General features: G+C 70.2%; 11 protein-coding genes. 3 read left to right on the top strand and 8 right to left on the bottom strand.

Going from position 1 to position 14,298, the window contains the following annotated elements; genetic code table 11:
• Nucleotides 1–53 precede the first annotated feature (53 nt).
• Both R2APBS1_RS04945 and rng read right to left on the bottom strand, forming a co-directional pair.
• A complete protein-coding gene (locus R2APBS1_RS04945) occupies nucleotides 54–4,043 on the bottom strand; it encodes a YhdP family protein (protein WP_015447091.1) in 3,990 nt (1,329 codons plus the stop codon).
• A 36-nt stretch (nucleotides 4,044–4,079) separates the two neighbouring features.
• Complete coding sequence (rng, locus tag R2APBS1_RS04940) at nucleotides 4,080–5,552, bottom strand: ribonuclease G (RefSeq protein WP_007513409.1); 1,473 nt, start codon at nucleotides 5,550–5,552, stop codon at nucleotides 4,080–4,082.
• Between the two features lie 153 nt (nucleotides 5,553–5,705).
• On the opposite strand from rng, the gene R2APBS1_RS04935 reads away from it, so the two are divergent.
• Complete coding sequence (locus R2APBS1_RS04935; protein ID WP_015447090.1) at nucleotides 5,706–6,431, top strand: Dph6-related ATP pyrophosphatase; 726 nt, start codon at nucleotides 5,706–5,708, stop codon at nucleotides 6,429–6,431.
• Nucleotides 6,409–6,936, top strand: a complete 528-nt coding sequence (locus tag R2APBS1_RS04930; protein ID WP_015447089.1) for a mismatch-specific DNA-glycosylase — start codon at nucleotides 6,409–6,411, stop codon at nucleotides 6,934–6,936. Before R2APBS1_RS04935 ends, R2APBS1_RS04930 begins: the two co-directional genes overlap by 23 nt.
• Before the next feature lie 111 nt (nucleotides 6,937–7,047).
• Here the strand turns inward: R2APBS1_RS04930 and R2APBS1_RS04925 are convergent, their stop codons facing one another.
• Together R2APBS1_RS04925 and R2APBS1_RS04920 are read right to left on the bottom strand one after the other, a co-directional pair.
• Entirely contained in the window at nucleotides 7,048–8,337 is a 1,290-nt protein-coding gene (locus R2APBS1_RS04925; RefSeq protein WP_015447088.1) for a cytochrome c, read from the bottom strand.
• Nucleotides 8,334–9,104: a c-type cytochrome gene (locus R2APBS1_RS04920; RefSeq protein WP_041676860.1), complete on the bottom strand. Its 771-nt coding sequence runs from the start codon at nucleotides 9,102–9,104 to the stop codon at nucleotides 8,334–8,336. Before R2APBS1_RS04920 ends, R2APBS1_RS04925 begins: the two co-directional genes overlap by 4 nt.
• Before the next feature lie 101 nt (nucleotides 9,105–9,205).
• Between R2APBS1_RS04920 and R2APBS1_RS04915 the strand changes: the two genes are divergently transcribed.
• Entirely contained in the window at nucleotides 9,206–10,819 is a 1,614-nt protein-coding gene (locus R2APBS1_RS04915) for an amidase (protein ID WP_015447086.1), read from the top strand.
• 7 nt (nucleotides 10,820–10,826) lie between these two features.
• Here the strand turns inward: R2APBS1_RS04915 and R2APBS1_RS04910 are convergent, their stop codons facing one another.
• From R2APBS1_RS04910 to rplQ, 4 genes are all read right to left on the bottom strand, one after another.
• Nucleotides 10,827–11,636: a hypothetical protein gene (locus R2APBS1_RS04910; protein WP_015447085.1), complete on the bottom strand. Its 810-nt coding sequence runs from the start codon at nucleotides 11,634–11,636 to the stop codon at nucleotides 10,827–10,829.
• 100 nt (nucleotides 11,637–11,736) lie between these two features.
• Nucleotides 11,737–13,116, bottom strand: coding sequence for a class II 3-deoxy-7-phosphoheptulonate synthase (locus R2APBS1_RS04905; protein ID WP_015447084.1), 1,380 nt, complete (start codon nucleotides 13,114–13,116; stop codon nucleotides 11,737–11,739).
• Between the two features lie 29 nt (nucleotides 13,117–13,145).
• Entirely contained in the window at nucleotides 13,146–13,649 is a 504-nt protein-coding gene (locus tag R2APBS1_RS04900; RefSeq protein WP_015447083.1) for a disulfide bond formation protein B, read from the bottom strand.
• Nucleotides 13,650–13,827: 178 nt separating this feature from the next.
• A complete protein-coding gene (rplQ, locus tag R2APBS1_RS04895) occupies nucleotides 13,828–14,211 on the bottom strand; it encodes a 50S ribosomal protein L17 (protein WP_007513389.1) in 384 nt (127 codons plus the stop codon).
• Between the last annotated feature and the right edge of the window lie 87 nt (nucleotides 14,212–14,298).

Below are 14,298 nucleotides of genomic sequence, written 5' to 3'. Positions count from 1 at the left end.
GCTTGCCTATGGTCGAACCTGGACTATCCCACATGGGGCTCGCGCCGGCGGCTTTAAAGCCTGGAGGCGGGCGGCGGAACCGAGCTTGGCGCGGCCGGCAACACGGCGCTGCCGGCCGCTGCCGGCAGGCCGAGCGCAGGCAGCTGCGTCGCGCCCCCGCCGGCAGCCGGCCGGCTGCCGGCGGGGTTGAGCAAGGGCGCTGCCGGCGGGGGCATGCTGCCGCGCTTCTCGACCAGGGTGATCACCGGCTCATCCCAGCTGCCGGTGATGCGGTAGCGCGCGCTGGCGGCCTGGTTGAGGCCGCGGCCAAGAATGCCCTGCACGGCGAAGCCTGCCGCGGCGCCGACCGGGCCGCCGACCATCGCGCCCACCAGCGGCAGGCTGTTGCCGACGTGCGGCACCACCACCATCTGCTGGTCGTAGTCGCGCGCGCGCAGGCCGGTGCGGCCGTTGACGCTGATGTTGGCGGCCGGGCCGACGATCGACAGGTTGTCGGTGATGGCATTGCCGTTGGCCAGCTTGAAGTCGCCGCTGATCGAGTCGAACGCCAGCCCCTTGCCGAATACGTCGCCGAAATCCAGGGTGAGCCGGCGCGGCAGCTCGGTCAGCGAGACCAGCCCGAGCAGCCGCCCCACGCCGGGCGAGGTTGCCTCGGGGATGCGGCCGTCGTCGACGCGGATGCTGAGGGTGCCGTCCATGGTGGCCAGCGACAGCCCGCTGGGCGCGCCCGGCCAGCTGGCGTCGAGCTGGTCGCGCGTCTTGCCGCCGTTGACCAGCCCGTCGAAACCGAGTGCGCCCAGCATCGCGCCGAGATCCTCGGCGGCGAAGTTGATCTTCATGTGCGTGTGGCTGTTGCTGGCAGTGCCGTTCCAGTCGCCGCTGCCGGTGATCTGCACGCGGCTGGACAACGCGCGCAACTGCTCGATGTGCAGGCCCTCGGCGGTCGGCCAGGTTTCCAGGCGCGCCTCGCCGAGCTTCGCGTCGCCCATGCGCAGGTCGCCGACCCACACGTGGAACGGCGGCAATGCCGCCGGGTTGATCCCGGTGTTGGCCGGGTCGGGCGCCGGCGCCGCCGGTGTCGCGGCGGCCGGCAGCGCGGCGCCGGCATCGGGCTTGGGTGGATGGCTGGCGGCTTCGGCGCCGGGATCCTTCGGCCAGTACAGCCGCTTCAGCCGCGCGGTGATGCCGCGCTTGTCCAGTTCCTGCCTCGGGATGCTGTAGTTGCCGAGCATCGCCGGGCCGTCCACGTCCACGCTGAGCAGATCCGCCTGCGGCGTGGCATGCAGTTTCAGCGCGCCCAGCTCGCGACCGAACCACTCGGTCTGGTCGGCGCTGACCTCCAGGCTCTCCAGCCCCGGCCCATCGCTGCCGCTGCCGGCCGCCACGTGCTGCACCCAGCCGGTGACGTCGAGCCGGCCGGCATGGCCGCGGATGCGCAGGTCGCGCGATGGCAGTTCCGCGGGCACCCGGCTGCCGAACGCAAGGGTGCCGGCCAGCGGGCGCTGCGCGTCGGCCAGGCGCAGGTAGCCGCGCATCGCATCACCCAGGCCGAGCCGCAGCTCGCTGCCCTCGATTGGCAGACTCATCGTCAGGTGCAGCGGCAGGCTGGCCGCCGCCGGCTTGTGCAGCGGCGCGGGCAGCTCCAGCGCGATGCCGTCCAGCGGCGAGTCGACGCTGAGCGTCTGCGCCAGCGCGTCGCGACCCGGCACGCGGGCGATGGTGAAGCCGATGTCGAACGCGCCACGCCCGTCGCCCAGCTTGCCGATCCAGTCCAGGGTCGGATAATCCTGCACCAGCTCGGCCAGGCGGTAGTTGCCGTGCAACTGCGCCGACAGCACGGTGGCCGGGTCGCTGTTGGCCCCGGCGATCGCCAGTTGCAGGGTCGACGGCTGGCCGCGGAAGCCGGCGTCCAGCGGGCCGGCGCGCATGCCGTGCAGGTCGAAGCTGAGCGGGCCGTTGAGCTTGTCCAGCTGGAGTTTCCACGCCGGCGCGCTGAGGTCGGCGTCCTTCAGCTCGGCCAGGCCGTCCAGCCGCGGCTCGCCGAGACCCTCCTTCAACGGCAGTGCCAGGTGGAAGCCGAACGTGCCGCTGCCACCCAGCTTCAGCTTGGCCAGGGTGTCGGCCTCGCGGCTGGCGATCGGGCTCTTGCGCACGAACTCCATCAGGCTGGCGCCGCTGCCGCTGCCCTGCACGTTGAGGTCGAGCAGGGCGTCATGGAAGTCCGGGATCAGCGCGACCGCCCGCTCCGCCTTCACGCCCAGCGCGTGGCCGCCGTCGGCTTCGACCAGCATGCCGTTGTCGATGAAGTTGGCCACCGCGCTGACGCCTTCGGCGTGTGGCCAGCCCTTGCCGTAGTCGAGGGTGAGGTCGCTGATCACCGCGCGTGCCTCGAAGCGCCCTTCGTTGTTCCGGAACGGCCAATCGTGCAGGTCGCCGCGCAGCAGCACGTCGGCCTGGTCGAGACGGCCGGCGACCAGGGCGCGGTCGAGCCAGGCAACGGTGCCGGGTGACATCGAGTCGATCGGCCAGAACAGCTTGGCGGCGACCACGTCGGCCTGCGTCAGCTTCGCGTACATCTCCATGAACGGGGCGCCGCCCTGCGCCGGCAACATCAGCTCGCCGCGGGCCTGGCCGGCGTAGCCGGCGCCGTTGAAGTCCAGTGCGTCAACGCCAATGTGCCAGTCGCCGTCCTGCGGCCAGAACGCCAGCGTGCCGGCCAAACGCGACAGCACGAACGGCTGGCGGAACGTGTGCGGGAAGGCCAGCGTGGTGGCCTGGGCAGGCAGTTCCAGCGACAGCGCCTCGGCGTCGCCACGCAACTCGCCGTGCAGGCGGCTCAGCCCCGGCAGCTTGCCGACCGGGTCGATGCCCAGGCCGCTGAACGCCAGCTCGACCGAACGCAGGCCCTGTGCGCGGCTCCAGTGCAGCGCGAGCCGATCCAGCACGCCGCGCGGATGGCCGCTGCCCAGCCACTGCGCCAGCGCCGGCGACAGCGCCGGCTTCAGCGCCAGCCACGGCAGCAGCGGCGCCAGCTGCAGCTGGCGCGCGGCCACGTCTACGCTGGCGTTGCCGCTGCCCTGGCGCAGGTTCAGCGCCAGGGCGCTGCCGTCGTCGCCAGCCCAGCGCAGGTCGTAACCGTCGTCCGCGTGGCGCACGCCGGCCAAGCCGTGCAGCGAGGCCACGCTGGCCTTGCCGCCAGCCGGCGCGGTCACCGCCAGCGTGTCCAGGTCGAAACGGATCAGGCTGCGGCTCAGCTGGCCGTTGCGCCAGTCGAGCCAGGCATTCAGCTGGCCGCGGCCGTGGTCGATGGAGTAGCCGCCCAAGTCGATGCCGTCCAGCAGCGGCTTCAGCTCGCCGCCCGCCACCTCGACCCACACTTGGCCCGCGCTGCCGTCGTCGCGGAAGCGCCCGGCCGTGCGCAGCGCGGCGCTTACCCCGTCGCGCCGCAGCACACCGCCGAAGCGGATCTGGCTGCCCTGGTGGCTCAGCCGCAGCTGCTTCGACAACAGCGTGTAGTGCTTGCCCAGGGTGGCATCGGTGACCACCACGCGCAGGTCTTCCAGCCACAGGTCGGCCGACAGCCGGCCCGGCGACAACGGTTGCCGCGCGCTGCCGCCGGCCACGCCGATGCCGTTGACGTGCCAGCCGCCGGCGTCGCGCAGCAGGTCCAGCTGCAGGCCGCGCACGTGCAGGTTGAGCAGGTGCCGCGACGGCAGCAGCCAGCCGCCGAAGTCGAGTTTCAGCTCCGATTCGGGCAGCTGCAGCACGGCACCGCTCTCGCCGGCGGCCGCGCCGACGCTTACCCCATGCATCACGAACACCGGGCCGGAGCCAGTCCAGCGCCCCTCCATCGAGGCGAAGCTGACCGGCCGCTGCAGCCGCGCGCTGAGCTGCGCGGCCACCCAGTCCGGATGCCGCGCCAGCAGCGGCAGCAGCAGCTGGGCCAGCGCCGCGACCACGGCAAGCAGGATCAGCGCCACCCCGGCGACCCAGCCCGACGCGCGCGCGCAACGATGCAGCCGGCGCCGCCACAGCGCGTTCACGCGCGGCGGTCCCGCATGGATGGGCAGCCGCCGGAATTACAGCAACACGACATCAAACTGTTCCTGCGAATAATGCTCTTCGGCCTGGAAGCGTATGCTTTTGGAGATGAACTCTTCCAGTTCGGCCACCGCGCCGGATTCCTCTTCCAGGATCCGGTTGACCACCGCCGGGCTGGCCATCACCAGCAGCTTCCGCGCGTTGAACTGGCGCACCGCGCGGGTGATCTCGCGGAAGATCTCGTAGGTCACCGTTTCGGCGGTCTTCAGCACGCCGCGGCCGTTGCAGGCCGGGCACGGCTCGCACAGCTGGCGGGCCAGGCTTTCGGTGGTGCGCTTGCGGGTCATCTCGACCAGGCCCAGCGCCGACATCGGATACACCGTGGTCTTGGCGTGGTCGCGCGCCAGCCCCTTGCCGAGCATGCGCAGCACCTGCCGCTTGTGCTCCTCGTCGCTCATGTCGATGAAGTCGATGATGATGATGCCGCCCAGGTTGCGCAGGCGCAGCTGGCGCGCCGCCGCCTGCGCCGCCTCCAGGTTGGTGCGGTAGACGGTTTCCTCCAGGTTGCGCGTGCCCAGGTAGGCGCCGGTGTTGACGTCGATGGTGGTCATCGCCTCGGTCTGGTCGACGATCAGGTAGCCGCCGGATTTCAGCGGCACTTCCTTCTTCAGCGCGCGCTGCATCTCGTCCTCGACGCCGTACAGGTCGAAGATCGGCCGTTCGCCGTCGTAGTGCTCGACGCGGTCGTCCAGGTTCGGCATGAACTTGTGCACGAACTTGACCACGTTCTCGAACGTCGCGCGCGAATCCACCCGCACCTTCTCGATGTCCTCGTTGAGCATGTCGCGCAGGCTGCGCAGCGGCAGCGACAATTCCTCGTACACGCGCTCGCCGACCTTCGCCCTGGCGATGTTCTCCTGCACCACCCGCCACACCTTGCCGAGATAGGTCACGTCGAACGCCAGCGACTCGGCGCTCTGCCCCTCGGCATTGGTGCGCACGATGTAACCCAGCGGAGTGTCGCCGAGCAGCGGGGTCAGTACCTCGCGCAGGCGCTGGCGCTCGGCCTCGTCCTCGATCCGCGCGGAAATGCCCAGCGTGCGCGCGTACGGCAGCAGCACCAGGTAGCGCGAAGGGATCGACAGGTGCGCCGACAGCCGCGCGCCCTTGGTGCTGATCGGGTCCTTGACCACCTGCACCACGATCTCCTGGCCTTCGTGCACCAGTTCGCTGATCGAGGGCAGGTGGCCGTTGCCGTTCGACTCGGCGCCCTCGGCCGGTGCCGGGCGCACGATGTCCGAGGCGTGCAGGAACGCCGCGCGCTCCAGCCCGATCTCCACGAACACCGCCTGCATACCCGGCATCACCCGCTGCACGCGACCCTTGTAGATGTTGCCGACATAGCCGCGCCGCGACGCCCGCTCGACGTGTACCTCCTGCAGCATGCCGTTCTCGACCACCCCGACCCGCGTCTCGCGCGGGGTCACGTTGATCAGGATTTCTTCGCTCACCGCATACTCCCCCGGACAGGTGATCTTTATAGCGGTGCAGCCACGGACTGTCGATGAACCACGGCATGGAATCCGCAGACCGGCGCCGGATGACGCAAAATGGGCGCTGGCGCGCGACAAGCTCTGCCACCCGACCACCCCGGAAGCGAACGCATGACGACCCCCACGCCTACGCCTACGCCCACCCTGCTGGCCTGGAGCGGCGGCAAGGACTGCCTGCTGGCCTTGCAGCGGCTGCTGGCCGATCCGCAATGGCAGGTGGCCGGCCTGCTCACCACGGTCAACCGCAACTACCAGCGCGTGGCCATGCACGGCACGCCGCGCGAGGTGCTGCAGGCACAGGCCGCCGCGCTCGGCCTGCCGTTGCTGGAGGTGATGCTGGACTGGCCCGGCAGCAACGAAGCCTACGAGGCGGCCCACGCGCAGGCGCTGGTCGAGGCGCGCATGCGCTGGCCGGGAATCCGCCACTGCGCGTTCGGCGACCTGTTCCTGGAGGACGTGCGCGACTACCGCGTGCGCCAGCTCGGCCGCGAGAACTGGCGCGCGGTGTTCCCGCTGTGGGGCGAAGACACCGCCGCGCTGGCGCGCCGCTTCGTCGGCGAAGGCCACCGTGCGGTGCTGTGCTGCGTGGATACCCAGCAGCTCGACGCGGACTTCTGCGGCCGCCCCTACGACGCCGCCCTGCTCGACGCGCTGCCGGCCGGCGTCGACCCCTGCGGCGAGCGCGGCGAGTTCCACACGCTGAGCTACGCCGGGCCGCTGTTCCGCCGGCCGCTCAAGCTGCGCCGCGGCGAATCGGTACTGCGCGACGGTCGCTTCCAGTTCACCGATTTCCTGCTGGACGACAGCCGGCCCGATGGCCATGCCGCGGCGGACTGAGCGCCCGATCCTGCCCGACCTGCTGCAACCCGGGCTGGCGCTGGTGTTCTGCGGCACCGCTGCAGGCAGGCGCTCGGCCGCCGAGCGCGCCTACTACGCCCACCCTGGCAACCTGTTCTGGCGCGCGCTGCATGCGTCCGGCCTCACGCCGCGCCTGCTGGCGCCGGCGGAGTTTCCGCTGCTGCCGCAGTTCGGCATCGGCCTCACCGACCTGGCCAAGCGCCACAGCGGCAACGACGACGAGCTGCCGCCCGATGCGTTCGATGCGCCTGCCCTGTTCGCCCGGATCGAACGCCACGCTCCGCGCCTGCTCGCCTTCACCAGCAAGAACGCGGCGCGCGCCGCACTCGGCCATGCAGTCGGCTATGGCTTGCAGGGCGACACCGTCGGCGGCACGCGGCTGTTCGTGCTGCCCTCGCCATCCGGCCAGGCGCGCGGGTACTGGGACCTGGCGCCGTGGCTGGCACTGGGCGAGCTGTATCACGCTGCCCGGGCGGACGTGTAGGAGTGCGCTTGCGCGCGATGCTCTTGCTCTTGCCTCTGAAGCTCTAGGCTCTGAATGCAGTAAGCGCAAGAGCATCGCGCACACAGTGCGCTGCTACACGCGAAGCCGGAGTCAGTCGATCGGCGTGTGCCGGTACGTGCTGACCGCTTCGGCGCGCACGATCGAGGCCTGGTTGGTCCACGTGCGGCGGATGTAGGTGACCACAGCCGCCACCTCGGCGTCGCTCAGCTGCTGCGCGAACGGCGGCATCGAGTACGGCCGCTGGTTCGCCGCGGTGACCGGCGTGAAGCCGCCGAGCAGCACCATGCGGGTCGCGTTGATGCCGGTCGGCTCGGTCACCGAGGAGTTGCCGTCCAGCGGCGGATAGACGCCGGCGACGCCTTCGCCGCGCTTGCCATGGCATGCAGCGCAGTGCTTCGCATAAACCTTCGTACCCTGCTCGGCCAGCGTCCTGGCGTCGAACGGCGTGGTCGGTGGCGCCGGCTGTTCCCGCGACGGCAACGACTGCAGGTAGCTGGCGATCGCGCGCAGGTCGGCGTCGCTCAGGTGCTGGGTGCTGCCCGACACCACCGCGGCCATCGGACCGAATGCCGCGCCCCGGGCCGACTGGCCAGTCTTCAGCAGGTCGACGATGTCCTGCGCGCTCCAGCCTTCCAGGCCGCCGTTCCTGCCGGTGCTGAGGTCGGGCGCGTACCAGTTCTGCATTGGGATCTGGCCACCGCTGAGGTGCACGTCCTGCGGCGTGCCGCCAAGCGTGTCGCGCGCCGCATGGCATTCGTTGCAGTGGCCCAGCCCCTGCACCAGGTAGGCGCCGCGGTTCCACTCGGCCGACTGCGCCGGGTCGGGCTTGAACTCGCCTTCGCGGAAGTACAGCACGCGCCAGGCCTTCAGGCTGTTGCGCACGCTGTACGGGAACGCCAGCGCCGGCGTCATGTTCTTCTGCCGCACCGGCGCCAACGACTGCAGCCAGGCGAAGATCGCCAGCGCATCGTCGTGGCTGACCTTGGTGTACGAAGTATAGGAGAACGCCGGATACAGCAGCTCGCCGTGGCGGCCCTTACCGCTGTGCAGCGCCTGCCAGAAATCCTCGAAGCTCCAGTCGCCCAGGCCGGTTTCGCGGTCGGGCGTGATGTTCGGCACCGGAATGTTGCCGAACGGCGTGGCCAGCGCCCGCCCGCCGGCGTAGCGCACGCCGCCCTGCGCGGTATGGCAGCCGGCGCAGTCGCCGACCGTAGCCAGATACTCGCCCTTCGCGAGCAGCGCCGGATCGCGCAGGCTGGCCGCCGCGACCTTGCTCGCGGCCGGCGGCGTCGGCTGGCTGCGGCCGCCGAACAGCACCCAGCCCAGCGCCAGCACGACCAGCAGCGCCACCGACGGCAACAGCCAGCGCAGCCACTTCATGACGGGTCTCCCGGCGCGCCCAGCACGCCGCAGGCCAGCGGCGGTTTCACCGAACCGGCCGGCTGCGGGTGCGTGTCGGCCGGCAGCTCGCGGCTGGCCAGCGCGGCGGCCACCGCAGTGATGTCCGACGCGCCGAGCCGGCTCGCCACCTCGGCCATGCAGTCCGGCGCCACCGTGGCGCGGGTGTGCGTGCGCCACGAGCCCAGCTGCGCACTGATGTAGTCGTACGGCAGGCCGACCAGCCCCGGCGTGGACGGCTCCACCCCGGTCAGCTGGCTGCCGTGGCAGCTGCTGCAGGCAGGAATCCTGCGGGCCGGATCGCCCTTGCCGATCAGTTCCTCGCCGCGCGCAAGCGTCGCGGCGGATACCGGCGGCAGCGGCGAGCGGGCGTACGGGATCTGCTGCGCCGCGAAGTAGTCGGCGATCTCGCGCATGTACGCGGGCGGCAGCTGGCGCACGGTGTATTCCATCGGCGCGTACTTGCGCAGGCCGTTCTGGAAATCCTGCATCTGGCGCGCGAGATACGCCGCCGGCTTGCCGGCCAGGCGCGGGAAGTAGCCGCTGCCGGGCGTGCCTTCGCCATGCACGCCATGGCAGGCGGTGCAGGCGGCGATACGCTGCTGCAGGGTGTCGGGAACCGGCGGCGTAGCGTCCGTATCGGCGGCACGGGCAGGAGCGCCAGACAACAGCGTGGTCACCAGCAGGATCGCGACACCGAAGGAACGGACTGAGCGGAAACGGACTGGACAGGCGCGGGCGTTCGTCATCATCCGGGGATTGTACTGCGGCCACCACCGCACGCCGGTCACGCTGGCGCTAAGCTTGGCCGACACGGCTGCGTGCCGCGCTCGTCATATCGGGGGTCATCGTGAAGCATTCAGCCGTCCATCTCGCCGCCTTCGTCTCCACCTTGCTTGCCGCCTCCGCACTGGCCGCCGAGGCCGCTACGCCGGAGACCGCCTACGCATCGATCGCGCAGCTGCAGCAGCGTATGGACGCCGGCACGCTGGACAGCCGCCAGCTGACCCAGGCGTTGCTCGACCGCATCCAGCGCATCGATCGCTCCGGCCCGACCCTGCGCGCGGTGATCGAGTCGAACCCCGAGGCGCTGGCGCTGGCCGGCGCGCTCGACACGAAGCGCACGAAGGCTCACGGCCCGCTGTACGGCATCCCGGTGCTGCTGAAGGACAACATCGACACCGGCGACCGCATGCTCACCACCGCCGGCTCACTGGCGCTCATCGACGCGCCGGCGCCGCGCGACGCCGGCCTGGTCGAACGGCTGCGCAAGGCCGGCGCGCTGGTGCTGGGCAAGACCAACCTCAGCGAGTGGGCCAACTTCCGCTCCAACCACGCCAGCAGCGGCTGGAGCGGACGCGGCGGGCAGACGAAGAACCCCTACGTGCTCGACCGCAACCCCTGCGGCTCCAGTGCCGGCTCCGCCGCCGCGGTGGCGGCCGGGCTGGCCACCGCGGCGATCGGCAGCGAGACCGACGGCTCGATCATCTGCCCCGCGGCGATGAATGGCATCGTCGGCATCAAGCCCACCCTGGGCCTGGTCAGCCGCAGCGGCATCGTGCCGATCAGCCACAGCCAGGACACCGCCGGCCCGATGGCGCGCAGCGTGGCCGACGCCGCCGCCCTGCTCACGGTGATCGCCGGCAGCGACCCGCGCGATCCGGCCACCGCCGAAGCGGACCGGCACGCCACCGACTACACCAAGTTCCTCGACCCGAACGGCCTGCGCGGCAAGCGCATCGGCGTGGTGCGCCAGCTCGCCGGCGCCGAGCCTAACGCCGACCGCGTGCTCGAGCAGGCGATCGCGCTGATGAAGGCGCAGGGCGCGATCATCGTCGACCCGGTCAAGCTGCCGCACCTGGCCGAGCTGGGCGAGCCGGAGATGACCGTGCTGCTGTACGACTTCAAGCACGACATCGACGCCTACCTCGCCAACCGCCGCGGCCTCAAGGCAAGGACGCTGGCCGACCTGGTCGCGTTCAACCAGGCACACGCCGGCGAGGAGATGCCCTGGTTCGGCCAGGAACTGTTCGAGCAGGCGGAGAAAAAGGGGCCGCTCAGCGACAAGGCGTACACGGATGCGCTGGCCAAGGCGAAGCGGCTGTCCGGGCCGGAGGGCATCGACGCCGCCTTGCAGGCACAACATCTGGACGCCCTGCTGGCGCCGTCGTGGGGTCCGGCCTTCATGACCGACCCGGTGCTCGGCGACCACATCGTCAGCGGCGACCCCACCGTGGGCGGCGCGTCGCAGCCGGCGGCCGTGGCCGGCTACCCCTCGATCACGGTACCCGCCGGCTTCGCCCACGGCCTGCCGGTGGGCATCGTGCTGTTCGGCGCGAAGTGGAGCGAGCCCGCGCTGATCTCGATCGCCTACGGCTTCGAGCAGCATGCCGGCGCGTGGCAGCCGCCGCAGTTCCTGGAGACGGTGGGCGGCAAGCCCGTGGCAACCGGAAAACGGCCGTAACGCGTCGCTAGCGCAGGTAGACCGTCGGCCCCAGCACTACCGCGAACACCAGCGTCACCAGCACGCCGGCAACCACGATGGCGCCATGGCGGCCGATCGCGAAATCGCGCGGCGGTTCGTTGCAGGCACGGGCATAGGCCACGTTGAACAACCCAGCGGTGCCGCCGAACGTTGAAGCGACTGCCGACATCAGGGTGATCGCGATACCCAGCGGATTCAGCAGGCTGACGAGCACGGCGACCATGCCGCCGATCGCGTACACGGCCATGGCAATCTTCCGCTGCTCATGTCGGGCCTGCCCGCCGCCGCCCAGCATCGCCCACATCATGCGTATGGCCCGACGGACCACTGCGATGTAGACGTACAGGCCTATGGCGAACATCACACCTCGCCACAGCCACGGCCACGGCAGCGGGCCGATGCCGCCACCCGTGTCCGGCCCCCAGTCGCCGAGGTTGGTCACCCCGGAAAACATCCAGTAACCCGCGGCGACCATGCCCTTCACGGTGAACACGATCCACAGCACCAGCCGCGGCAGCGGCCGTTTCACCCGGCTCCAGGCGAGACAGGCCAACGTTGCCAGTATCGCGTCCACGCCCGTACCGGCCATCGCCACGATGCGTCTGCTCCAGCTACCCGTCCCGGGGCACTCGACGTAATACGCGCCCAGCTCGCTGGGCCGATGGCCACTGGCGACGCAGGCAAGCGCGTGTCCCATCAGCTCATGCGCCATGGTCAGCAAAGGCAACAGCAGCAGCACCAGCCCCAGCAGCGTCCAGAGGTCGACGCGCGGCGACGCCGGATTCTTTTCGGTCACCGTTCGATGCTCCCCGTCAGAGGAACCCATGGTCACGCTTCCGGCACACGCACTCCAGTGCACAGTGCCAGTCCGCGGCCATGACATCTGTCATGGCCGATCACTCGGGCGCCGGCATTGCCCCGGCCGACTTGCGCACGATCAGCATCGCCAGTTCCAGCGACTGCTCGTAGTTCAGGCGCGGATCGACCATCGACTTGTAGGCGCGGTCGAGGTCGCGCTCGGACAGGTCGCGCGCACCGCCCATGCACTCGGTGACGTCCTCGCCGGTCAATTCCAGGTGCACGCCGCCCAGCCGCGTGCCGGCGGCGGCATGGATGTCGAACGCCTGGTCGAGCTCGCCGCGGATGTTGTCGAAACGGCGGGTCTTGTAACCGTTCGAGGTGCTCTCGGTATTGCCGTGCATCGGATCGGCCACCCACAGCACGCGCCGGCCCTCCCGCCTCACCGCGTCCAGCAGCGGCGGCAGCGCCGCGGCGATCTTCGCGTTGCCCATGCGGTGGATCAGGGTCAGCCGGCCCGGCTCGTCGTCCGGGCTCAGCGCGTCGATCAGCGGCAGCAATTGCGCGGCAGTCACCGACGGCCCCACCTTCACCGCCACCGGGTTGCGGATGCCGCGGAAATATTCCACGTGCGCGCCATCCAGCGCGGCGGTGCGCATGCCGATCCACGGGAAGTGGGTGGACAGGTTGAACCAGCCGGGATGGCGCGGCACCTGGCGGGTCAGTGCCTGCTCGTAGTGCAGCAGCAGCGCCTCGTGCGAGGTGAAGAAGTCCACCTTGGAGAAACCGGCGATCGGACCGGCCAGGGTCTCCATGAAGCGCAACGAGTCGCCGATGGCCGCGACCATCTGGCGGTACTCGGCAGCCAGCGGCGAGTGCTCGACCCAGGCCAGATCCCAGTACTCCGGGTGATGCAGGTCGGCGAAGCCGCCGTCGATCAGCGCGCGCACGAAGTTCATGGTCAGGGCGGAATGCGCATGCGCCTGGATCAGCCGCTGCGGATCGGGCCGGCGCGCGGCGGCGGTGAACTCCGGGCCGTTGACCACGTCGCCGCGGAAACTGGGCAGACTCACACCGTCACGGACCTCGTGATCCGTCGAACGCGGCTTCGCGTACTGCCCGGCGAAACGGCCCACCCGCAGCACCGGCTTCTTCAGCCCGTGCACCAGCACCAGGCTCATCTGCAGCAGCACCTTCAGCCGGTTCGAGATCACCGGGCTGGTGCAGTCGGCGAAGCTCTCCGCGCAATCGCCGCCCTGCAGCAGGAAGCGCCCGCCCTCCTGCGCCTCGGCCAGCGCCTGCTTCAGCGCAAGCACTTCCCACGAGGTCACCAGCGGCGGCAACCGGGCGAGCTGGGCGCCGGCGGCGGCCAGTTCCCCCGCATCGTCGTAATGCGGCTGCTGCAGCGCCACGCGCTGCTGCCACGAGTCGGGCGCCCAGTCGGCGGGGAGACGGAAGTTGGACACGGCGGGATTCATCACACGACCCTGGATGGCAACGGGAACGCTCACTTCACGGCAGACCGGCGCCGCGCCGCCGCGATCGCCAGCACGGCCAGCGCGACGTACCACAGCAGGGTCCAGGCCGGCATCGGCAGGCCGAGGATCGGCTCGACCTTGGCGCACTCGCCCGAGCCGGTGAAGACCAGCTTCAGCATGCGGGAGAACGGAAACGCATCCAGCATGTAGCCGAGGCCGGGGCCGCAGGAAGGCACCTGGTCGGCCGGCAGGGTCTGCAGCCAGAGATGGCGGCCGGCGGTGACGATGCCACCCACCGCACCGACCAGTACCAGCCCTGCATAGGCCCAGCGGCCGTTGCCACGCGGCGCATGCAGGCCGCCCACCAGGAAGAACAGCGCCATGAACAGGAACGCGATGCGCTGGAAGACGCACAGCGGGCACGGCGTCATGCCCAGTCCGTATTCGGCGTACAGCGCAAAGCCGAGCAGCCCCGCGCAGACCAGGAAGCCGACGAGGAAACTGACACGGTACGACCAGCGGAATGGATTCATGGTGGATTGCTGCGTTGCGGAACCAATGACATTACCCGTTCGCCTGGACGCTGTCAGCAGGCAAGCGGCATCGGGCAGAAATACCCGGCCCGGCGAAGCCCCCATACGCGAAAACCCGGCAGGTCACCCGGCCGGGTCTCTTGTCTGAAGGTGCGGTGGGCCCGCCCGATCGACCGCCTTACTCGGCGTCGACGGCCTCGACCTGCGGGCGGCCGACCAGCTCGACGTACGCCATCGGCGCGTTGTCGCCATCGCGGAAGCCGCACTTCAGGATGCGCAGGTAGCCGCCGGGGCGCTCCTTGTAGCGCGGGCCCAGCTCGACGAACAGCTTGCCCACCGCTTCCTTGTCACGCAGGCGCGAGAAGGCGAGGCGACGATTGGCCACGCCGTCGGCCTTGGCCAGGGTGATCAGCGGCTCGGCCACGCGGCGAAGTTCCTTCGCCTTCGGCAGGGTGGTACGGATCAGCTCGTGCTTGAACAGCGACGAAGCCATGTTCTTGAACATGGCTTCGCGATGGCTGCTGGTCCGGTTGAACTTGCGTCCGGATTTCATGTGGCGCATGACGGAACTCTCTTTGGTCTGTTGTTATGAAAGACCGGCACCTGCGTCCGGCCTTCCGCGGCTATCCGCTTATGTTTTTCGGGATAC

Origin of the sequence: Rhodanobacter denitrificans (genome assembly GCF_000230695.2) — a bacterium.
Classification (GTDB): Bacteria; Pseudomonadota; Gammaproteobacteria; order Xanthomonadales; family Rhodanobacteraceae; genus Rhodanobacter; species Rhodanobacter denitrificans.
The sequence above is the reverse complement of the archived record's forward strand: the minus strand, read 5'-3'. Positions and strand labels throughout refer to the sequence as shown.